Consider the following 21,175-nt stretch of genomic DNA (forward strand, 5'->3'; position numbering starts at 1 on the left):
TTGAGAGGGTAAGGCTCCCAGTAGACGACTGGGTTGATAGGCCGGATATGGAAGCACGGTAACGTGTGGAGTTGACCGGTACTAATAGGCCGAGGGCTTGTCCTCAGTTGCTCGCGTCCACTGTGTTAGTTCTGAGACAACGAACAGTTGTCGGCTTTGAGTAGAACAAACAATTGAAGAGTGTGCTTGTTCGCTCGAAACCATTAGGGTTTCGGTGGTTATAGCGTAGGGGAAACGCCCGGTTACATTCCGAACCCGGAAGCTAAGCCTTACAGCGCCGATGGTACTGCAGGGGGGACCCTGTGGGAGAGTAGGACGCCGCCGAACAATCTTTGGAAGGACCCTTGGTCCCAGCGTTCAGCTGGGGCCAAGGGTCCTTTTTGTTTTTGCAGTGCGCGCTGGGCACCCGGCTGCGCGAGAATGACTTGCGGTACCGAAGACAGGAGTCACCATGTCCACCAACTCTCCCGAAGACCGACCGGAGCGCGACCAGCGGCGACGGGAGGGGGACCGGAGCGACCGCAACGACCGCGGCGGTCAGCGTGGGGGCCGCGGGGACCGTGGTGGCTTCCGTCGCGACGACCGCGGCGGCAACGACCGTGGTGGCTACGGACGTCGTGAAGGCGACCGGGGGGACCGCGGCGACCGCGGTGACCGTCCCGACCGCGGTGAGCGTGGTGGTTTCCGTCGCGATGACAGCCGTGGCGGTGACAACCGTGGTGGTGGGTACGGCCGGCGTGACGACCGTGACCGCGGACCGCGCAGGGACGACCGCGACCGCGGCGGCTTCCGTGGCCGTGACGATCGCGGCGACCGCCCCGCCTTCCGCCGTGACGACCGCGACGACCGCGGTGAGCGTGGTGGTTTCCGTCGCGATGACAGCCGTGGCGGTGACAACCGTGGTGGTGGGTACGGCCGGCGTGACGACCGTGACCGCGGACCGCGCAGGGACGACCGCGACCGCGGCGGCTTCCGTGGCCGTGACGATCGCGGCGACCGCCCCGCCTTCCGCCGTGACGACCGCGACGACCGCGGTGAGCGTGGTGGTTTCCGTCGCGATGACAGCCGTGGCGGTGACAACCGTGGTGGTGGGTACGGCCGGCGTGACGACCGTGACCGCGGACCGCGCAGGGACGACCGCGACCGCGGCGGCTTCCGTGGCCGTGACGATCGCGGCGACCGCCCCGCCTTCCGCCGTGACGACCGCGACGACCGCCCTGCCTTCCGCCGTGACGATCGAGGCGACCGCCCTGCCTTCCGACGCGACGACCGTCGGGATGACAGGCGGGACGACAGGCGGGACGACCGGCGCGATGACCGTCGTGGCGAGAGGCGTGACGGCGATCGCGGTGGGTTCCCCCGCCGTGACGACCGCCGTGACGACCGTGGCGGCTTCCGTCGCGACGACAACCGGGACCGTGGTTTCCGTGGTGACGACCGGGACCGTCCCAGGGACGGCGACCGCGGCGGCTTCCGGCGTGACGACCGTGGTGGTTTCCGCGGCCGCGACGACCGACGCGACGACCGTCGTGATGACCGACGCGATGAGCGCCGTGGCGACGACCGTGGGGAGCGCGGTGGATTCCGGCGCGACGACGCGGGTCGGGGCGGACGTCCCGGCTTCCGTCGCGACGACGGCCCTCGCAGCGACCGTGGTGACTTCCGGCGGGACGACAACCGTGGCGACCGCGGCGGTGACCGCGGTGGCTTCCGCGGCCGTGACGACCGCCGTGACGACCGCGGCGGACGCGGTCCCCGACGGGACGACCGAGGCGACCGCGGCTTCCGGCGTGACGGCGACCGGCGTGACGGTGACCGGGGTGGCTTCCGGGGTCGGGACGACCGTCGTGGCCCCGGCCGGTTCCGTGAGGAGCGGGAGCGGGACAGGGAGCCCATCAAGCGGCTGCCGATCCCCGAGGACGTCACGGGCGAGGAGATCGACAAGGACGTACGGCAGGAGCTGCAGAGCCTGCCCAAGACGCTCGCGGAGGACGTCGCCAGGAACCTGGTGATGGTCGCGCGGCTCCTCGACGAGGACCCCGAGGGCGCGTACGGCTATTCCAGGGTGGCGCTGCGGCTGGCGTCGCGTGTCGCCGCCGTGCGGGAGGCCGCCGGGTTCGCCGCGTACGCCAACCAGAAGTACGGCGAGGCGCTGGCCGAGTTCCGGGCCGCTAAGCGGATGACCGGGAACATCGACCTGTGGCCGGTCATGGCCGACTGCGAGCGTGGGCTCGAGCGGCCGGAGAAGGCGCTCGACATGGCCGGGGCGCCCGAGGTGCACAAGCTCGACAAGGCCGGGCAGGTCGAGATGCGGCTCGTCGCGGCCGGTGCGCGGCGGGACCTGGGGCAGCTGGACGCGGCCATCGTGACGCTGCAGAGCCCGGAGCTGGCCGCCAACTCCGTGCAGCCGTGGACCGCGCGCCTGCGGTACGCCTACGCCGACGCGCTGCTCGCCGCCGGGCGGGAGAGCGAGGCGCGGGAGTGGTTCGCCAAGGCCGTCGAGGCCGACCGCGACGGCAGCACCGACGCCTCGGACCGGCTCGCCGAGCTGGACGGCGTGGAGTTCGTGGACGCCATGGCCGGCGACGCGGACGAGGGCGAGAACGACCAGGTCCCGGCTTCCGACACGCCTGAGGCTGACGAGGCCGAGGCCGAGGCCGAGTCCGAGGTCGAGGCCCAGGGCGAGGGCGAGAACGACAAGGACTGACGTCCGTAGACGCAGGGGCGGGATCCCGGCCGTGAGGCCTGGGGATCCCGCCCCTGCGTCGTGTCGGCGCCGAGTCTCGTCCTGTCAGAGGTCCAGCGCCCGCAGCACCAGACCCGTCGCCGGTTTCGGGCCGAACGACGTCGACTTGCGGGGCATCGTGACGCCCTGGCGGGCCAGGTCGCGGACGACCTCCTCGCGGACCGGGTGCATCAGGACGGCCGTGCCGCCGTCGCGCTCCGCCTTCTCCACCGTGGCCGCCGTGTCGTGGATGTAGGCGATGTGGGCCGGGGAGTCCTCGGGGACGCGCCAGACGTGCTCGAGGAGCGTTGCGTGCAGGACCGTCGCGTCCAGGGTGCGCCAGGCGGCGGGGCGGTGGGCGGGGATCGTACGGGCCAGCAGACCCGGGTCCGGCCGGTCGACCAGATGGAAGGCGCCGTCGCCGGCCAGCAGGAACGCGTTGCCGGCGCAGGCCGCGTCGGCGAGCGTGTCGAGGGCCTCGGCCAGCGGGACCTCGAGGCGGCGCACGCGGAAGTTGCCTTCCAGGGCGGCCACGGCGTCACCGACCGGCAGACCGTGCAGGAGGCGGTGGATGGCGCGGACCCGCAGGGGGTAGCGGGCCGTGTCGACGAGGAGGACCAGGCCGTGGTCCCACGGGCTGGGCGAGGGGTGCTCGGTGCGGAGACGGCGGTAGGTCGCCCAGCGGTGGTGGCCGTCGGCGATGAGGGCCTGGTGCCGTGCCAGGTCAGACTGGATCGCGGCCAGGTCGTCGGGGTCGGTGACCGACCACAGACGATGGCTGAAACCGTCCTCCGTGGTGGTCGCGAGCAGCGGGGGCCGGTCGGCGGTGCGCTCGATCAGGTCCGCAGTGGTGGTCGTCGAGCTGTCGCCCCGGTAGGTGAGCAGCAGGGGTTCGAGGTTGGCCGAGGTGGCGCGCATGAGGGCGGCGCGGTCGGCGACGATGTGCGGCATGACGTCCTCGTGCGGCAGCACCACCTGCTCGGCGGGCTCCGAGACGCGCAGGGCGCCGATGATGCCGCGTTGCAGCATGCCGTTGCCGTCCTGCTGTTCGTAGACGTAGAGGCCCGGTTCCGGGTCGGTGGTCAGGACGCCCTCGGACAGCCAGCGGCGCAGGGTGTCGGCGGCCCGTTCGTTGCGGGCGCTGGGCGTCGCGGCCTGGGGGAGGATCAGGCGGACGATGTTGTGCGGGTCGGCGGACTCGAGGTGGTGCAGGCCGTCGGGACGCACCACGACGTCGTAGGGCGGGGATGTGACGGCGGCAAGGCTGCCGACCCGGTCGGGGTCGTAACGAAGGCCTCGGAACGGGGTGAGTTCCAGGCCTCGGTGCGCCGTTGCCTCCGAGTGACCTGCTGTCTTCATCAGGGCATCGTACGGCTGTCGGTGGCATGGGGGATGATCGGGGGAAAGCCGTCGAACGAGGAGCGATGCGGGATGAGCCGGAGCGTCAGGACGAGGCCCGAGGCCAGTGGGCAGGCCCTGAGCGAGGCGTACGACACGGCCCTGCTCGATCTGGACGGCGTGGTGTACGCGGGCGGGAACGCGATTGCCCACGCGGTCGAGTCGCTGGCCACGGCCCGTAAGGGCGGTATGCGCCTGGCGTACGTGACGAACAACGCGCTGCGGACCCCGGACACCGTGGCCGGGCATCTGACGGAGCTCGGGATACCGACGGGTGCGGAGGACGTCATCACCTCGGCGCAGGCGGTCGCGCGGCTGATCAGCGAGCAGGTGCCGCAGGGCGCGCGTGTGCTGGTGATCGGCGGTGAGGGGCTGCGGGTCGCGCTGCGCGAGCGCGGGCTGGTGCCCGTGGAGTCCGCGGACGATGATCCGGCGGCGGTGGTGCAGGGATTCGGCGGGCCCGATCTGCCGTGGGGCCGGTTCGCCGAGGCGTCCTACGCGGTGGCGCGCGGTGTGCCGTGGTTCGCCTCCAACACCGACCTGACGATCCCGAGCGGGCGCGGGATCGCCCCGGGCAACGGAGCCGCGGTGGAGGTCGTGCGGATCGCCACGGGCGCGGAGCCGCAGGTCGCGGGCAAGCCGTTGCCTCCCATGCACCGGGAGACCATCCTGCGCACCGGAGCACAGCGGCCGCTGGTGGTCGGGGACCGGCTGGACACGGACATCGAGGGCGCGTTCAACGGGGAGGTCGACTCGCTGCTCGTCCTGACCGGCGTGACCGACGGCGCGCAGTTGCTGGCCGCGCCGCCGCAGCACCGGCCGACGTATGTGGACGCCGATCTGCGCGGGATGCTCGGCGGTCAGCCGGACGTCGTCGAGACCAGCGAGGGCGGGTTCCGGTGCGGTGGCTGGACGGCGACGGCCGGGGCGGACCGGCTGGAGCTCGACGGAGAGGGGGAGGCCCTGGACGGGCTGCGCGCGCTGTGTGCCGCGGCGTGGACGGCAGCCGGTGAGGGTGTGTGCGAGCTGGACGGGGAGAAGGCGCTGGCGCGGCTGGGGCTCTGAGTGCCTGTCAGGGCAGGCCGGACCCGAGGGCAGGGGCGGGCATCCGAATCTTGCTCGAATGCGAGGGTAGGCTAACCTAACTGCGTGTTGGTCGAGAGTCCCCCCGAACAGCGCGCGGAGACCGCCCCCGCGCCCCCGACCCGACGGGTGGTCCGAGCCTTCGGGCTCCTGCTGTCCGTGGTGATCCTGGTGCTCGTCGCGCTGGCGAGCATCGCGATCGGAGCGAAAGAGCTGTCGCTCGGGCAGGTCTGGCACGGCCTGTTCGAGGACTCGGGGACCTACGGCGACGTCGTCGTGGCGGAGCGGGTGTCGCGGACGCTGCTCGGGCTGCTCACCGGCGCCGCCCTCGGCCTGGCCGGGGCGGTGCTGCAGGCCCTCACGCGTAACCCGCTGGCCGATCCCGGGCTGCTCGGCATCAACGCGGGAGCGTCCGCCGCGGTCGTCACGGCCATCACGTACTTCGGGGTCACCTCGCTCAGCGGCTACGTCTGGTTCGCGTTCTTCGGCGCGGCAGCGGTCGGGGCGCTGGTCTGGTTCCTCGGCGGCAGCCGAGGTGCGACGCCGGTGCGGCTCGCGCTCGCCGGCACGGCCATCAGCGCCGCGCTGTACGGCTACCTCCAGGCCGTGATGATCATGGACGAGGCGGCGCTCGGCAGGATGCGCTTCTGGACGGTCGGTTCGCTGTCCTCGGCCACGAACTCGACCATCACGCAGGTCCTGCCGTTCCTGCTGGCCGGCACGCTGCTGGCCCTCGCCCTGGCGCGGCCGCTCAACGCCATGGCCATGGGCGACGACACCGCCAAGGCCCTGGGTGCCGACCTCAACCGCACGCGGGCGCTGTCCATGCTGGCCGCGACCGTGCTGTGCGGGGCCGCGACCGCCGCCTGCGGGCCGATCGTGTTCGTCGGGCTGATGGTGCCGCACGTCGTGCGCTCCTTCACCGGGCCCGACCTGCGCTGGATCCTGCCGTACGCGGCGATCCTGGCGCCCGTGCTGCTGCTCGGCGCGGATGTCCTCGGCCGGATCGTGGCCCGGCCCTCGGAGCTCCAGGTGGGCATCGTCACCGCGATCCTCGGCGGACCGGTGTTCATCCTTCTCGTACGACGGCGGAGGACGGCGCAGCTGTGAAGACCACCAACCGTGCCGTGCGGACCCCGGGCGGGCTCTCGATACGCCTGGACGTACGGGCCGTCACCGTCGTGCTCCTGCTGCTCCTCGCGGCGCTCGCGGCGAGTGTCGTGCTCGTCGGCACAGGCGACTTCCCGATCCCGGCCGCCGACGTGCTGCGGACGCTGGTCGGCGAGGGCAATCCGGGCCAGGAGTTCATCGTCAACGAGCTGCGGCTGCCACGGGTCCTGGTCGGGCTGCTGGTCGGCGCCTCGCTCGGCCTCGGGGGCGCGCTGTTCCAGGCCATCTCCCGCAACCCGCTGGGCAGTCCGGACGTGCTCGGCCTCGGGCAGGGGGCGACGGCCGGCGCCCTCGCGGTGATCGTGCTGACCTCCGGCAGCGCCAACCAGGTCGCGGCCGGGGCACTGGCGGGCGGCCTGGTGACCGGCCTCGCCATCTACGTGCTCGCCTGGAAGCGGGGGGTGCACGGCTACCGGCTCGTCCTGGTCGGCATCGGCGTCTCGGCGATCGTCACGGCCGTCAACGGCTATCTGCTCACCAAGTCGGACATCGTGGACGCCGCCCGCGCGGTGGTGTGGATGACCGGGTCCCTCGACGGCCGGGACTGGGCGCAGGTGTGGCCGCTGCTCGCACTGACCGCCGTGCTGGTGCCGCTCGTCCTCGTCAACGCGCGCGGGCTGCGGATGATGGAGATGGGCGATGACGTGTCGTACGCCCTCGGGGTGCGCGTCGAGCGGGTGCGGCTGCTGTTGATGGTGGCGGCGGTGCTGCTCACCGCGTCCGCCACCGCCGCGGCCGGTCCTGTCAGCTTCGTCGCGCTCACCGCGCCGCAGCTGGCCCGGCGCCTGACCCGCTCGCCCGGACCGAACCTGCTGGCCTCGCTGTGCATGGGCGCCACCCTGCTGATCGTCGCCGACTGGGTCTCGCAGCGGGCGTTCGGCTCCGAGCAGCTGCCCGTGGGCGTGGTCACCGGCGTGCTCGGCGGGGTCTACCTGCTGTGGCTGCTGGTCAGCGAGCGCAGGGCGGGCCGGATATGAGGGCCGGCAAGAGCGCCGAGAGCGGCACCACCAGCGGACTGAACTACCGAAGGAGCCCCGTGAACCGCCTGTCCGCCGAGAAGGTCACCCTCGCCTACGATCAGCGGGTCATCGCCGAGCAACTCTCGGTGGAGATACCCGACCAGTCGTTCACGGTGATCGTCGGGCCCAACGCCTGCGGCAAGTCGACGCTGCTGCGGGCGCTGTCGCGGATGCTCAAGCCGAGCGAGGGCCGGGTGCTGCTGGACGGCAACGTCATCCAGTCGATGCCCGCGAAGAAGGTCGCGCGGACCCTCGGGCTGCTGCCCCAGTCGTCCGTCGCGCCCGACGGCATCACGGTCGCCGACCTCGTCGGCCGCGGCCGCTACCCGCATCAGGGCATCCTGCGCCAGTGGTCGACGCAGGACGAGCGGGTCGTCCAGGAGTCCATGCGGCAGACGGGCGTCGCCGAACTCGCAGACCGGTACGTCGACGAGCTCTCCGGCGGTCAGCGTCAGCGCGTGTGGATCGCCATGGCCCTCGCCCAGCAGACGCCGTTGCTGCTGCTCGACGAGCCGACGACGTACCTGGACATCCAGCACCAGATCGACGTCCTGGACCTGTGCGCCGAGCTGCACGAGGAGCAGGGGCGCACGCTCGTCGCGGTGCTGCACGACCTGAACCACGCCGCCCGCTACGCCACCCACCTCATCGCCCTGCGCGGGGGCCGGGTCATCGCCGAGGGCGCGCCGAAGGACATCGTCACGGCGGAGCTGGTCGAGGAGGTCTTCGGGCTGCGCTGCCAGGTCATCGACGACCCGGAGACGGGCACACCGCTGGTCGTGCCGGCGGCCCGCAAGGCCCGGGCCGGTACCGCGGTCGGGAAGGCCGCGGCTACAGAAGCTTCCTGAGCTGGAGCAGGTCCCGCACGCCCGCGTGCAGCTTCACCCGGCCGGAGCCCCAGGCCTTGGCGAAGTGCAGCTCGCCGCCGACCAGGGCCACCAGGTCGTCGCCCGTCATGGCGAGTCTGATCTCGGCCCTGCCGGGCGGCGGCCCCGGCACGGTGTCGTGCACCTCGATCCGCCCGCCGCGCATCCGGCCGGCGAAGGTGACGTCGAGGTCCGTGATGTGGCAGCTCACCGAGCGGTCCAGGACCGCGGCGTCGCGGACGTCTCCTTCGGCGCGCTGCATGTTGTCCGAAAGCTTGTCGAGTGCGCTGCGGCACTCCTCGATCGTGGCCATCGCGGTCGACGGTACCGCAGCGGTTCGCGGTAGCGTCGGGGCATGGACGACGCAGTTCCCGAGGCCCCTCCGGCGGCGGAGGAGGAGCCGGCGCACGACCCCGCCGCCCCCGCTCCCCTGAACGTGCCCCGCACGCCCACCGGCGACGCCGAGGTGGACGCCGCTCTGGGCCGGCTCGGCGATGCGGACCACCTCGCCACGGACGGGCATGTGGAGGTGTACGAGGATGTACACCGGGGGCTGCGCGACGCGCTCACCGCGCTCGACGCCCGCCCGGGACCTCCGGTGCCCCCGCGGCCGTACGAGAGCAGGAGCTGACCGAACGTGGCAGGAGTCGCACGTCGCCGTCTGGACGCGGAGCTGGTCCGCCGGAAGCTCGCGCGTTCGCGTGAGCACGCCGCGCAGCTGATCGCCGCGGGGCGGGTCTCCGTCGGCAAGACCGTCGCGACCAAACCCGCCACGCAGGTGGAGACCGCGGCCGCGATCCTGGTGGCCCAGGACGACAACGACCCGGACTACGTCTCGCGCGGCGGCCACAAGCTAGCTGGTGCGCTCGCGGTGTTCGGTCCGCAGGGGCTGCCCGTCGAGGGGCGCAGGGCGCTCGACGCGGGCGCCTCCACCGGCGGTTTCACCGACGTCCTGCTGCGGGCGGGCGCCGCCCACGTCGTCGCCGTGGACGTCGGATACGGACAACTCGCGTGGTCCCTCCAGAAGGATGAACGCGTCACCGTCAAGGACCGTACGAACGTACGCGAGTTGACGCTTGAAGCGATCGATGGGGAGCCAGTGGATCTTGTCGTGGGGGATCTGTCCTTCATCCCGCTCGGGCTGGTCCTGCCCGCCTTGGTGCGGTGCGTGAAACCGGACGCCGACCTGGTGATGATGGTCAAGCCGCAGTTCGAGGTGGGGAAGGAGCGCCTCGGCAGCGGGGGAGTGGTACGCAGCACCCAGCTGCGGGCCGAAGCGGTACGGGGGGTGGCCGAGAAGGCCTGGGGGCTGGGGCTCGGGGTGAAGGGCGTGACGGCCAGTCCGCTGCCCGGGCCGTCGGGGAATGTCGAATACTTCTTGTGGCTGCGGTCCGGGGCACCGGCTCTGGACCCGGCCGAGGCAGACCGTGCAGTGGCGGAGGGGCCGCGTTGACCGAGAACCGAGCTCGTACTGTTTTCCTGCTCGCCCACACGGGCCGGCCCGCGGCCGTGCGCAGTGCCGAGCTCGTGGTGAAGGGGCTGCTGCGCTCCGGCCTCGGCGTGCGCGTCCTGGAGGCCGAGGCGCGCGACCTGCCCCTGCCGGCGGAGGTGGAGCTGGTCAAGGAGGCCACTCCGCAGTGCCTCGACGGGTGCGAGCTGCTCATCGTGCTGGGCGGCGACGGCACGCTGCTGCGCGGCGCCGAGTTCGCGCGGGCGTCGGGCGTGCCGATGCTCGGCGTCAACCTCGGGCGCGTCGGGTTCCTCGCGGAGGCCGAGCGCGACGACCTCGACAAGGTCGTCGACCGGGTGGTCACCAAGGCGTACGAGGTCGAGGAGCGGATGACCGTCGACGTCGTCGTGCACCGCAACGGCGACATCGTGCACACGGACTGGGCGCTGAACGAGGCGGCCGTGCAGAAGGTGTCCGCCGAGCGGATGCTGGAGATCGTCCTGGAGATCGACGGGCGGCCGGTGACGGGGTTCGGCTGCGACGGGATCGTCTGCGCCACGCCCACGGGGTCGACGGCGTACGCCTTCTCGGCGGGCGGGCCGGTGGTGTGGCCGGAGGTCGAGGCGCTGCTGATGGTGCCGATCTCCGCGCACGCGCTGTTCGCGAAGCCGCTCGTGACATCGCCGGATTCCGTGTTGGCTGTGGAGGTTCTGCCTCACATTCCGCCGGGTGTGCTGTGGTGCGACGGGCGGCGGACGGTGGAGTTGCCGCCGGGGGCGAGGGTCGAGGTGCGGCGGGGAGCGGTGCCGGTGCGGTTGGCTCGGCTGCACCACGCGTCCTTCACGGACCGGCTGGTGGCGAAGTTCGCGCTGCCTGTTTCCGGGTGGAGGGGCGCACCTCATTAGGGGTGGGTGCTCGTCGTCGGCGGATGCGGGTGCTCTGTGGCTTGTCGCGCCCACGCGGCGGAGCCGCATATCGATACAGCCCCGCGCCCCTGACGGGGCGCCGCCACACTCGTGGGTGACAAGAGTGGGCCGGTCGCAATCCCCCGCCCCGACCTCGTAAGGTCGTGTCCGTGTTGGAGGAGATGCGGATACGGTCGCTGGGCGTGATTGACGACGCCGTGGTCGAGCTGTCGCCCGGGTTCACCGCGGTCACCGGTGAGACGGGTGCGGGCAAGACGATGGTGGTCACCAGCCTGGGGTTGCTGCTGGGAGGGCGGGCCGACCCCGCGCTCGTGCGGATCGGGGCCGGCAAGGCCGTCGTGGAGGGTCGGATCACCGTGCCCCGCGACGCCGCGGCCGCGGTACGCGCCGAGGAGGCCGGTGCCGAGCTCGACGACGGGGCCCTGCTGATCAGCCGTACCGTTTCCGCCGAGGGGCGCTCGCGGGCGCACCTGGGCGGGCGCAGCGTGCCCGTGGGCGTCCTGGCCGAGCTCGCCGACGAGCTGGTGGCCGTGCACGGGCAGACCGACCAGCAGGGGCTGCTCAAGCTGTCCCGGCAGCGGCAGGCGCTCGACCGGTACGCGGGCGACGCGGTCGGCGGGCCGCTGGCCAAGTACGGCGAGGCGTACAAGCGGCTGCGGGCCGTCTCCGCCGAACTCGACGAGATCACCACCCGGGCGCGTGAACGGGCCCAGGAGGCCGACCTGCTGCGCTTCGGGCTCGACGAGATCGCCGCCGTCGAACCCCGCGCCGGTGAGGACGTGGAGCTGGCCGAGGAAGCCGAGCGGCTCGGGCACGCCGAGGCGCTGGCGTCCGCCGCCGCGGCCGCGCACGCCGCCCTCGCGGGCAACCCCGAGGACCCCGAGGGCGTCGACGCCGGGACGCTCGTCGCGGGCGCCCAGCGGGCCCTGGACGCCGTACGGTCGCACGATCCGGCGCTGGCCGCGCTCGCGGACCGCATCGGGGAGATCGGGATCCTGCTGCGTGACGCGGCAGGGGACCTGGCGGGGTACGCCGACGACCTGGACGCCGATCCGCTGCGGCTTTCGGCCGTCGAGGAGCGGCGGGCCGCGCTCACGGGGCTGACGCGCAAGTACGGCGAGGACATCGCCACCGTGCTGGCGTGGGCCGAGCAGAGTGCCGCCCGGCTGACCGAACTCGACGGCGACGACGAGCGGATCGGGGAGCTGACCGCCGAGCGGGACGCCCTGCGCTCGGAACTGGGCGGGCTTGCGCAGGCGTTGACGGACGCCCGGACGGAGGCCGCCGAGCGGTTCGCCGCCGCCGTGACCGCCGAGCTGGCCTCGCTCGCCATGCCGCACGCGCGCGTGTCCTTCGACATCCGGCAGACCGAGGACCCCGAAGGCGTCGAGGTCGGCGGCCGTCCGGTCGCCTACGGCCCCGCCGGCGCCGACGAGGTCGAGCTGCTGCTCGCCCCGCACCCGGGCGCGCCGCCCCGGCCGATCGCCAAGGGCGCGTCCGGCGGCGAACTGTCGCGGGTGATGCTGGCCGTGGAGGTCGTGTTCGCGGGGACGGATCCCGTGCCGACGTACCTCTTCGACGAGGTCGACGCCGGGGTCGGCGGCAAGGCGGCGGTCGAGATCGGCCGGCGGCTCGCACGGCTGGCGAAGAGCGCACAGGTCGTGGTCGTCACGCACCTGCCCCAGGTGGCCGCCTTCGCCGACCGGCAGCTGCTGGTCGAGAAGACCAACGACGGGTCCGTGACCCGCTCGGGCGTCAAGGTCCTCGAGGGTGAGGACCGGGTGCGGGAGCTGTCCCGCATGCTCGCCGGCCAGGAGGACTCCGAGACGGCCCGCGCGCACGCGGAGGAGCTGCTCGCGGCGGCCCGGGCGGACGGATAGCAGTCGGCGGCGCACCGGCGGCGGCGCACCGGCGCTGGTGCGGCAAGGCCGGGCGGGTCGCCCGATTTCACTCGTGTGGGTGACCCGGCCCGGCGCATTCCCCCGCTGCCGCGCCCCGCTGTCGCGCTGCGGGGGTCCGGGCGTTCCCGGAACCCCCGTATGTCCTGGCATCCTTGGCGGAGTACGCGTCGTGACCGCCCGACCCGAACCAGGAGCCCGGCCACGTGACCCCCGTGAGCAGCCCCTCACCGCACGGCCAGTTGCCGCTGCGCACCGTGCAGGTGCTGGGCGGCGGCAATGCCGCCAGCAGTGCGCATGTGCGCTCGCTGGCCGCGGGGCTCGTCGCACGGGGCGTGAAAGTCACGGTGTGCGCCCCCTACGAGGCCGACCGCGCCTATGACTTCAGCGGTGTAGGGGCCGACCACGTGCACGTGCCGCGCAGCAGCGACCCGGTGTCGGTGGCGGCCCTGCGGGCGGCCTGCGCCAACGCCGATCTGGTGCACGCGCACGGACTGCACGCCTCCTTCCGCACCGTGATGGCCCTCAGCGGACGGCGGGTGCGGACCCCGCTGGTCGTGACGTGGCACGACCGGGCGCACGCCGACGGGGCACGTGCCCACATGCTGCGGGTCCTGGAGCGCAGGGTCGTGAAGGCGGCCACCGTCGTGCTGGGCACGACCTCGCCGCTCGTGGACCGGGCCCGGCTCACCGGCGCCCGGGACGCCCGGCTCGCGGCCGTCGCGCTGCCCGGCCCCCGCAGGTCCCTCGAACCCGACGATCCCGACCGGCTGCGGCCCAAGGTGCGCGCCGAACTCGGCGCCATCGGAGGGCCCTTGCTGATCGCCGTCGGCTCCCTGGAACGGCACCGCGGATACGACGTGCTGCTGGACGCCGCGCGCGCCTGGCGCCGGCTCGATCCCGTGCCCCTGGTCGTGATCGCGGGGGAGGGGCCGCTGCGCGGTGAACTCCAGGGGCGTATCGAGGAGGAAGGGCTGCCGGTCCGGCTCATCGGGCGGCGCGACGACGTCACCGACCTGCTCGCCGCCGCCGACCTCGCCCTGCTGCCGAGCCGTTGGGAGGCGCGCTCCGTCCTCGCCCAGGAGGCCCTGCATGCGCGCGTGCCGCTCGTCGCGACGAACGTCGGCGGCATCCCCGAACTCGTCGGCGACGCGGCCGAACTCGTCCCGTACGGGGACGCGAAGGCCCTCGCCGAATCCGTCGTACGGCTCCTGGGCGACCGGGCCCGCCGGGACGCGCTGACCGCCAAGGGCGCCCGGCAGGCGGCCAGCTGGCCGACCGAGGACGAGACGGTCGCCCAAGTGCTCAGCGTGTACGACGAGTTGACCCAGCCCCGGCCCCTCCCGTAACAGCCCCGGCCCCTTCCATAACAACCCCGGCAGCCCTACGGGACGTGCCTGCGGGCCCGCAGGGCCAGACTCAGGGCCAGGACCGTCTGCGGGTCGTCCAGGTCCGTGCCCAGCAACTCCCCGATGCGCGCCAGCCGGTTGTACAGCGTCTGCCGGTTCAGATGCAGCTCCCGGGCCGTCTCCGCCTTGCGTCCGGCGTGGGCGAGGTAGGTCGTCAGCGTGGGCAGCAGCGGCGGCCGGGAACGACGGTCGTGCTCCAGGAGCGGGCCGAGGGCCCGGTCGACGAAGGCCGCCAGGTCCGGATGGTCGCGCAACCGCCACAGCAGCAGGTCGATGTCGAGGCGCCGGGCGTCGTGCCAGGGCCGGTCCGGCAGGCCCTGCGCCGCCGTGGCCGTCTCGGCCGCGTGCCGCAGCCCCGAGGCCGCGCCCGGCCAGCCCCCTGCCGTCCCCACGACCACCACCGGCGGCTGCCCGCCCGGCCGCGGCATCCCCGCCCGGTCCACACCGGCCCGCAGCGCCGCCGCGACCCGATCCGCGACCGCCGTCCGCTCCGACTCCGCGCGCAGCCCGAGCAGCACCAGCACCCGGCCCTCCACCGGCCGCACGCCGAGCAGCACCGGCAGCCCCACCGACGCCAGCTCCTCCGAGAGCGCCCGGGCCAGCACCGCCCAGCCGCCACCGGGCGACAGGGTGTCCCCGAGCCGCATCACCACCGGCAGCAGCGGCCCCTCACCCGGCCGGAAGCCCAGCACACGTGCCTGCGCCGGGGCGTCCTCGGCCGTCACCCGGCCCTCGGCGAGGTCGGTGAGGAAGTCGCCCCGCCCGCGCGCCGCCAGCTCCTCCTCCTGGCGGGCCTGCATCAGTACCACGGCCAGGATGCCCGCCGCCCGCTCGGCCGCCATCCGGTGCACCGGCGCCAGGGGCGCGCGCACGGGCAGCAGGACCAGACGCGCCCGTACGCCCCCGCTGCCGGGCCCACCGCCCGGCACGTCCACCAGCACCGAACCCGCGAGCGGCGGCTCGTCCTTGTGCTGGCCGCGCAGCCCCTCCCACACCTGGAGCGGGTCCGCGCCCTCGGGACCGGCCCCGGCCGCGTACAGCAACTGCCCGTCCGCCGTCTCCAGGAACACCGGGTTTCCGGCGAAGTCGGCCAGAATGCCCAGCACTTGGGGCGCACCGCCGCCGCCCAGCACGGCCTGCGTGCACTGCCGGTGCACCTCCTCGGCCCGCTGGAGCAGGGCGTAGTGGCCGTTGACGATCTCGGTGTGGACCTCCTCCGTGACCGTCACGAACGGCACCTCGCGGTGCAGCTGGACCAGCGGCAGCCCGGCCGCGCGGGCCGTGTCGACGAGGGCCGCGGGCAGCCGGGCGAAGCGCGGACCGAGCTCCACGACCAGGGCCGCGATGCCGCGCTCGGCCAGGGTGCGCACGAAGGCCCGCTGCTCGGCGGGGCGGGTGCCCAGGCCGTAACCGGTGGTCAGCAGGAGCTCGCCGCCCTTGAGGAGGGAGGCGATGTGCGGCACCTCTCCGGCGTGCACCCAGCGCACGGTCCGCCCGAGCCGCTCGGCGCCCGCCAGCACCTCGGGCAGCCCGCTGCGCAGCCCCGGCAGCTCCAGCGCCCGCTGCACGGTGATCCCGGCGCCCTGAGTGTCGTAACCGCTGTCCGTCCCGCTGTCCATGTGCCGGACGCTACCCGCGCGGGTGCCTCCCGGACATCTCCGGAAGAGCACCGGGACGATCACTTCCCGGATCCGGCCGTGGATCCCCCCCCGGATTACGGTGTGTTCGACCGGGTACGGGCGCCCCCATGGACATGAGCGTGGTCGCGGTGGGGCGGGAGGACGACAGTCCGGTCGAGGAGCCGTTGCGGGTCGCGCAGCTCGCCGACCGGCTCGGCTACCGGGAGGTGTGGGCGGGCGAGGGACCCACGTGGGACTCGTTCGTCCTGGCGACGGCCATCGGCGCCGCCACCGAGCAGGTCGCGCTGACCGCCGGACCCGTGCCGGTGTCGGTGCGCGACCCGCTGACCATCGTCCGGGGCGCGGCCTCCACCGCGGCCGTCACCGGCCGGCCCGTCGGCGTGGCCCTGGGCACCTCCAGCAAGCGCGTCGTCGAGGGAGTGCACGGCCGGCCCCGCACCCGGCCCGCCGCTGCCCTCGGGGAGTCTGCGGCGGCCGTACGGGCGCTGATGCACAGCCTGCCCGGTGAGCCGATCGTGCCCGGCAGCGGCTTCCCGCGCCGGCTGCCGCCGCCCGGCGGCACGGTCACCGTCGCGGCCTTCGGGGAGCGGGCGGTCGCCGCGGCCGTCGCGCACGCCGACCGGATGCTGCTCGACATCGTCTCGCCCGAGCAGGTCCGGATGCTGCGGGCCCGGATGCTGGCCGCCGCGGAGAAGGCGGGCCGTACGCCGCCACGGCTCGCCGCCTGGCTGCCGGCCGCCGTGGACCCGGAGCCGGAGTCGCTCACCCAGGTCCTGCGCAGCGTCGTCGGCTATCTCGCCGTGCCGGGCTACAGCGACATGTTCGTCGACGCGGGGTTCGCCGAGGTCGTCGAACTGGCCGCCAAGGGCGCCGACCCGGAGACCCTGCTGCGGGCCCTGCCGCCCGAGGCCGCCGGCACGGTCGCCCTCGTCGGCGACACGGACACCGTCCGCGCCCGCATCGCCGCCTACGCCGAGGCCGGACTCGACGAGATAGGCCTCGTCCCGGCCACGGCAGGCGACCCGGCGGGAGAACGCACACTGACGGCTCTCAGGCCGGAGTGAGGCCGGGCGAAGTGCTCGCCGACCTGGCCCCGCCCGCCGACCACGCCGCCGGGTGCGCAGCGGTGAGGCCCCACGAGGCCCGGAGGGGCGCGTTTGTGAGGGCCGAGGTGAGGCCTCGTTCAGGCCGTGGTGGGCCCCCACGAGGGCAGTGGCGTGGCCCCCGCAAGGGCCGGGGCGAAGGCAGCGGTGAGGCCCCACAAGGGCCGGAGTGGCGCATCCGCGCGGGCCGAGGGTGAGGTCTCGATCAAGGCCGCGGCGGGCCCTCACGAAGGCGGCGGTGAGGCCCCCGCAAGGGCCGGGGCAGGCCCCCCACGATGGGCGGCGGTGAGGCCCCCGCAAGGGCCGGAGCGGCACTCCCGCGAGGGCCAGGGCGGGGCCTCGTTCAAGGCCGCCGTGGGCCCCGGTGAGGGGCGGGGCCCACGGTGAGGGCCGGAGCGAGGCTCCGGAAGCCCGCGGGGGCCCTGCGAGCGTGGGCGTGACCCGCCCGCGACGTCTGGGACGAAGCCCCCTCGGGCCGCCCCGCTCAGCCGCCGTACGCGCCCGAGGCCGTCAGACGCAGCGCCGTGTCGATGAGCGGCACGTGGCTGAACGCCTGCGGGAAGTTGCCCACCTGGCGCTGCAGGCGCGGGTCCCACTCCTCGGCCAGCAGACCGAGGTCGTTGCGCAGGGACAGCAGCTTCTCGAACAGCTTGCGGGCCTCGTCCACGCGGCCGATCATCGCCAGGTCGTCGGCCATCCAGAACGAGCAGGCCAGGAACGCGCCCTCGTCGCCGGGGAGACCGTCGACGTTCTCGTCGCCGCTGGTGGTCGGGTAGCGCAGGATGAACCCGTCCGACGTGGACAGCTCACGCTGGATCGCCTCGATCGTGCCGATGACCCGCTTGTCGTCCGGCGGCAGGAAGCCCATTTGCGGGATCAGCAGCAGGGAGGCGTCCAGCTCCTTCGAGCCGTACGACTGCGTGAAGGTGTTGCGCTCCTTGTCGTAGCCCCGCTCGCACACGTCCCGGTGGATGTCGTCGCGCAGCTCGCGCCAGCGCTCCAGCGGGCCGTCCGCGTCACCGGACTCGATCAGCTTGATCGTGCGGTCGACGGCGACCCAGGCCATCACCTTGGAGTGCACGAAGTGGCGGCGCGGGCCGCGCACCTCCCAGATGCCCTCGTCCGGCTCCTGCCAGTGGTCCTCCAGGTAGCGGATCAGCTTCAGCTGGAGCAGCGAGGCGTAGTCGTTGCGCGCGAGGCCCGTCATGTGGGCCAGGTGCAGGGCCTCGGTGACCTCGCCGTACACGTCCAGCTGGAGCTGGTGGGCCGCGCCGTTGCCGACCCGGACCGGGCCGGAGTTCTCGTAGCCCGGCAGCCAGTCCAGCTCCGCCTCGCCGAGCTCGCGCTCGCCGGCGATGCCGTACATGATCTGCAGGTTCTCCGGGTCGCCCGCGACCGCCCGGAGCAGCCACTCGCGCCAGGCGCGGGCCTCCTCGCGGTAGCCGGTGCGCAGCAGCGAGGACAGCGTGATCGCCGCGTCGCGCAGCCAGGTGTAGCGGTAGTCCCAGTTGCGGACGCCGCCGACGTCCTCCGGCAGGGAGGTGGTCGGCGCGGCGACGATGCCGCCGGTCGGGGCGTACGTCAGGGCCTTCAGTGTGATCAGCGAGCGGACCACGGCCTCCCGGTAGGGGCCGTGGTACGTACAGTGGTCGACCCACTCGCGCCAGAAGTCCTCCGTCGCCTCCAGCGACTGCTCCGGCTCGGGCAGCGGCGGCGGCTCCTTGTGCGAGGGCTGCCAGGAGATCGTGAACGCGATCCGGTCACCCGGCGCGACCGTGAAGTCCGCGTAGGTCGTCAGCGACTTGCCGTAGGTCTCCGCGGATGTGTCGAACCACACGGAGTCGGGGCCCGCCACGGCCACCGTGCGCCCCTCGTGCTTGTGCACCCACGGCACCACCCGCCCGTAGGAGAACCGCATCCTGAGCGCCGAGCGCATCGGCACCCGGCCCGAGACGCCCTCCACGATCCGGATCAGCTGCGGGGCGCCGTCACGCGGCGGCATGAAGTCCGTGACCCGGACCGTGCCCCGCTGGGTGTCCCACTCGGACTCCAGGATCAGCGAGTCGCCCCGGTAGCTGCGCCGCGCGGCGGTGGGGGGCTCCTGGTCGGAGGCGTACGCGGGCCCCAGCCGCCAGAAGCCGTGCTCCTCGGTGCCCAGCAGGCCGGCGAAGATGGCGTGCGAGTCGAAGCGGGGCAGGCACAGCCAGTCGACTGTGCCGTCCCGGCAGACCAGGGCAGCGGTCTGCATGTCTCCGATGAGTGCGTAGTCTTCGATGCGCCCGGCCACGTGCAACTCCAGTCGAACGGCCACGTCACCCCACGAGGGGGCTGTCGCTAGTGCGGTCAAGGGGGGGTTTCAGCAGGTCTTGCAATGCGTCATTGAGCGATGAAGCAAAACAGGTCGCCCAGCCGTGATGCAAAGCGCCAATTGTTGCTCAACGAACTGACGAGCTCACGTTGTTCCGGTGCTTACGGGCGGGGGGTGGTGCCGTTGGGCCGGACGGGCTCGGCAGCGAGTGTCCGAGCAGGATACGACGCACGCAGATGATCCGGGTGCTCGTCCCGGCAACGCGGGTACGCCGAACGAGTGAGCAGCGGGTGAGGGACCGGTGACCGTGACCGCCTCCGTGTCGGGATGTGTGCGGAGCGTGGCCGGAAGCCGCCGCCCCGCGGCGCTGATACGCTGGTAGCCCGTGGACCGGTGGGCCCCTTCCCGACAGGAAACCCCCGAACCGCAGCGACGGCGCCCCGGAGCTTTCCGGAGGGCAGCCGCACCGCACCCCCAGACCGCGACCACGGGAGCCCCGTCTTGGCCATGCCGCCCGCCGCTTTTCGTAATTCGACGACCAAGCACATCTTCGTCACCGGGGGTGTCGCCTCCTCGCTCGGCAAGGGCCTGACGGCCTCCAGCCTCGGCATGCTGCTCAAGGCCCGCGGTCTGCGTGTCGTGATGCAGAAGCTCGACCCGTATCTGAACGTCGACCCCGGCACGATGAACCCCTTCCAGCACGGTGAGGTGTTCGTCACGAACGACGGCGCCGAGACCGACCTGGACATCGGCCACTACGAGCGCTTCCTCGACCGCGACCTCGACGGCTCCGCCAACGTCACCACCGGTCAGGTGTACAACACCGTGATCGCCAAGGAGCGGCGCGGCGAGTACCTGGGTGACACCGTGCAGGTCATCCCGCACATCACCAACGAGATCAAGCACCGCATCCGCCGCATGGCGACGGACGAGGTCGACGTCGTGATCACCGAGGTCGGCGGCACGGTCGGCGACATCGAGTCGCTGCCGTTCCTGGAGACCGTCCGTCAGGTCCGTCACGAGGTCGGTCGTGACAACGTCTTCGTCGTCCATATCTCGCTCCTGCCGTACATCGGCCCCTCGGGTGAGCTGAAGACGAAGCCCACCCAGCACTCGGTTGCGGCCCTGCGCAACATCGGTATCCAGCCGGACGCGATCGTGCTGCGCTGCGACCGCGAGGTGCCCACCGCGATCAAGCGGAAGATCTCGCTGATGTGCGACGTCGACGAGGCCGCCGTCGTGGCCTGCCCCGACGCCCGCTCGATCTACGACATCCCGAAGACCGTGCACGGCGAGGGCCTGGACGCCTACGTCGTCCGCAAGCTGGACCTGCCGTTCCGCGACGTGGACTGGACGACCTGGGACGACCTGCTCGACCGCGTCCACAACCCCGACCACGAGATCACCCTCGCGCTGGTCGGCAAGTACATCGACCTGCCCGACGCCTATCTGTCGGTCACCGAGGCGCTGCGCGCCGGCGGTTTCGCCAACCGGGCCCGCGTCAAGATCAAGTGGGTCACCTCCGACGACTGCAAGACCCCGGCGGGCGCGGCCCAGCAGCTCGGCGACGTCGACGGCATCTGTATCCCCGGCGGCTTCGGCGACCGCGGTGTGCTCGGCAAGGTCGGCGCGATCAAGTACGCCCGCGAGAACAAGATCCCGCTGCTCGGCCTCTGCCTCGGCCTGCAGTGCATCGTGATCGAGGCCGCGCGCAACCTGGCCGACATCACCGACGCCAACTCCACCGAGTTCGACCCGGCCACCGGCCACCCCGTCATCTCCACCATGGCCGAGCAGCTCGACATCGTCGCCGGTGAGGGTGACATGGGCGGCACCATGCGGCTCGGCATGTACCCGGCGAAGCTGGCCGAGGGCTCGATCGTGCGCGAGGTGTACGACGGCAAGGAGTACGTCGAGGAGCGCCACCGGCACCGCTACGAGGTGAACAACGCCTACCGGGCCGAGCTGGAGAAGAAGGCGGGCATCCAGTTCTCCGGCACCTCTCCGGACGGCAAGCTCGTCGAGTACGTCGAGTACCCGCGCGACGTCCACCCGTACCTGGTCGCCACGCAGGCCCACCCGGAGCTGCGCTCCCGGCCGACGCGTCCGCACCCGCTGTTCGCCGGTCTCGTCAAGGCCTCGGTCGAGCGGAAGACTTCTAAGTAACACACCAGTTGTAC

17 protein-coding genes and 2 rRNA genes are annotated in these 21,175 nt (G+C 72.9%); 15 read left to right on the plus strand and 4 right to left on the minus strand.

The genetic code is table 11. The features are described 5' to 3' along the window. The 4 genes from K4G64_RS16115 to K4G64_RS16130 form a co-directional block, all read left to right on the plus strand. Positions 1-105 (plus strand): 23S ribosomal RNA (locus tag K4G64_RS16115); the annotation flags it as partial. Between the two features lie 105 nt (positions 106-210). Continuing rightward, positions 211-327 (plus strand): 5S ribosomal RNA (gene rrf / locus K4G64_RS16120). Positions 328-344: 17 nt separating this feature from the next. Next, a complete protein-coding gene (locus tag K4G64_RS16125) occupies positions 345-2,012 on the plus strand; it encodes a hypothetical protein (RefSeq protein ID WP_221756764.1) in 1,668 nt (555 codons plus the stop codon). Beyond that, on the plus strand, positions 1,904-2,707 hold the full coding sequence (locus K4G64_RS16130; RefSeq protein WP_221756759.1) for a tetratricopeptide repeat protein: 804 nt from the start codon (positions 1,904-1,906) through the stop codon (positions 2,705-2,707). The genes K4G64_RS16125 and K4G64_RS16130 overlap by 109 nt, the downstream gene beginning before the upstream one ends. 84 nt (positions 2,708-2,791) lie before the next feature. On the opposite strand, the gene K4G64_RS16135 is transcribed toward K4G64_RS16130, so the two are convergent. Beyond that, positions 2,792-4,084: a DUF1015 domain-containing protein gene (locus tag K4G64_RS16135; RefSeq protein ID WP_221756730.1), complete on the minus strand. Its 1,293-nt coding sequence runs from the start codon at positions 4,082-4,084 to the stop codon at positions 2,792-2,794. A gap of 72 nt (positions 4,085-4,156) precedes the next feature. Between K4G64_RS16135 and K4G64_RS16140 the strand changes: the two genes are divergently transcribed. The 4 genes from K4G64_RS16140 (at position 4,157) to K4G64_RS16155 (ending at position 8,243) form a co-directional block, all read left to right on the plus strand. Next, positions 4,157-5,188 (plus strand): HAD hydrolase-like protein, encoded by a 1,032-nt coding sequence (locus K4G64_RS16140; RefSeq protein ID WP_221756731.1) that lies wholly within the window; start codon positions 4,157-4,159, stop codon positions 5,186-5,188. A gap of 84 nt (positions 5,189-5,272) precedes the next feature. Continuing rightward, positions 5,273-6,316: an iron ABC transporter permease gene (locus tag K4G64_RS16145; protein WP_221756732.1), complete on the plus strand. Its 1,044-nt coding sequence runs from the start codon at positions 5,273-5,275 to the stop codon at positions 6,314-6,316. Then, positions 6,313-7,353, plus strand: a complete 1,041-nt coding sequence (locus K4G64_RS16150) for an iron chelate uptake ABC transporter family permease subunit (RefSeq protein ID WP_221756733.1) — start codon at positions 6,313-6,315, stop codon at positions 7,351-7,353. The genes K4G64_RS16145 and K4G64_RS16150 overlap by 4 nt, the downstream gene beginning before the upstream one ends. Continuing rightward, positions 7,350-8,243 (plus strand): ABC transporter ATP-binding protein, encoded by an 894-nt coding sequence (locus tag K4G64_RS16155; RefSeq protein WP_221756734.1) that lies wholly within the window; start codon positions 7,350-7,352, stop codon positions 8,241-8,243. Before K4G64_RS16150 ends, K4G64_RS16155 begins: the two co-directional genes overlap by 4 nt. On the opposite strand, the gene K4G64_RS16160 is transcribed toward K4G64_RS16155, so the two are convergent. Further along, positions 8,227-8,574, minus strand: a complete 348-nt coding sequence (locus K4G64_RS16160) for a sterol-binding protein (protein ID WP_221756735.1) — start codon at positions 8,572-8,574, stop codon at positions 8,227-8,229. The genes K4G64_RS16155 and K4G64_RS16160 overlap by 17 nt on opposite strands. Positions 8,575-8,616: 42 nt before the next feature. Here K4G64_RS16160 and K4G64_RS16165 point away from each other — a divergent pair, with 42 nt between their 5' ends. The 5 genes from K4G64_RS16165 to K4G64_RS16185 all read left to right on the plus strand — a co-directional run bounded on the left by K4G64_RS16165 (position 8,617) and on the right by K4G64_RS16185 (position 13,884). After that, positions 8,617-8,892, plus strand: a complete 276-nt coding sequence (locus K4G64_RS16165; RefSeq protein WP_221756736.1) for a hypothetical protein — start codon at positions 8,617-8,619, stop codon at positions 8,890-8,892. Positions 8,893-8,898: 6 nt separating this feature from the next. After that, positions 8,899-9,714 carry a TlyA family RNA methyltransferase gene (locus tag K4G64_RS16170; RefSeq protein ID WP_221756737.1) on the plus strand — a complete coding sequence of 272 codons (816 nt, stop codon included), beginning with the start codon at positions 8,899-8,901 and terminating at the stop codon, positions 9,712-9,714. After that, positions 9,711-10,616 (plus strand): NAD kinase, encoded by a 906-nt coding sequence (locus tag K4G64_RS16175; RefSeq protein ID WP_031112347.1) that lies wholly within the window; start codon positions 9,711-9,713, stop codon positions 10,614-10,616. Before K4G64_RS16170 ends, K4G64_RS16175 begins: the two co-directional genes overlap by 4 nt. A gap of 182 nt (positions 10,617-10,798) precedes the next feature. After that, entirely contained in the window at positions 10,799-12,517 is a 1,719-nt protein-coding gene (gene recN, locus K4G64_RS16180; RefSeq protein WP_221756760.1) for a DNA repair protein RecN, read from the plus strand. A 224-nt stretch (positions 12,518-12,741) separates the two neighbouring features. Continuing rightward, a complete protein-coding gene (locus K4G64_RS16185; protein WP_221756738.1) occupies positions 12,742-13,884 on the plus strand; it encodes a glycosyltransferase family 4 protein in 1,143 nt (380 codons plus the stop codon). Between the two features lie 35 nt (positions 13,885-13,919). Here K4G64_RS16185 and K4G64_RS16190 read toward each other — a convergent pair whose 3' ends face one another. Beyond that, entirely contained in the window at positions 13,920-15,563 is a 1,644-nt protein-coding gene (locus K4G64_RS16190) for a PucR family transcriptional regulator (RefSeq protein ID WP_221756739.1), read from the minus strand. A gap of 128 nt (positions 15,564-15,691) precedes the next feature. On the opposite strand from K4G64_RS16190, the gene K4G64_RS16195 reads away from it, so the two are divergent. Then, the gene (locus K4G64_RS16195) at positions 15,692-16,648 is read left to right on the plus strand and encodes an LLM class F420-dependent oxidoreductase (protein WP_221756740.1); all 957 of its coding nucleotides are present in this window, start codon (positions 15,692-15,694) and stop codon (positions 16,646-16,648) included. Between the two features lie 523 nt (positions 16,649-17,171). Here the strand turns inward: K4G64_RS16195 and K4G64_RS16200 are convergent. Then, a complete protein-coding gene (locus K4G64_RS16200; RefSeq protein WP_221756761.1) occupies positions 17,172-18,974 on the minus strand; it encodes a glycoside hydrolase family 15 protein in 1,803 nt (600 codons plus the stop codon). Positions 18,975-19,502: 528 nt separating this feature from the next. Between K4G64_RS16200 and K4G64_RS16205 the strand changes: the two genes are divergently transcribed. Continuing rightward, positions 19,503-21,161: a CTP synthase gene (locus tag K4G64_RS16205; RefSeq protein ID WP_221756762.1), complete on the plus strand. Its 1,659-nt coding sequence runs from the start codon at positions 19,503-19,505 to the stop codon at positions 21,159-21,161. Positions 21,162-21,175: the final 14 nt, after the last annotated feature.

Origin of the sequence: Streptomyces sp. WAC04114 (genome assembly GCF_019733245.1) — a bacterium.
Classification (GTDB): Bacteria; Actinomycetota; Actinomycetes; order Streptomycetales; family Streptomycetaceae; genus Streptomyces; species Streptomyces massasporeus_A.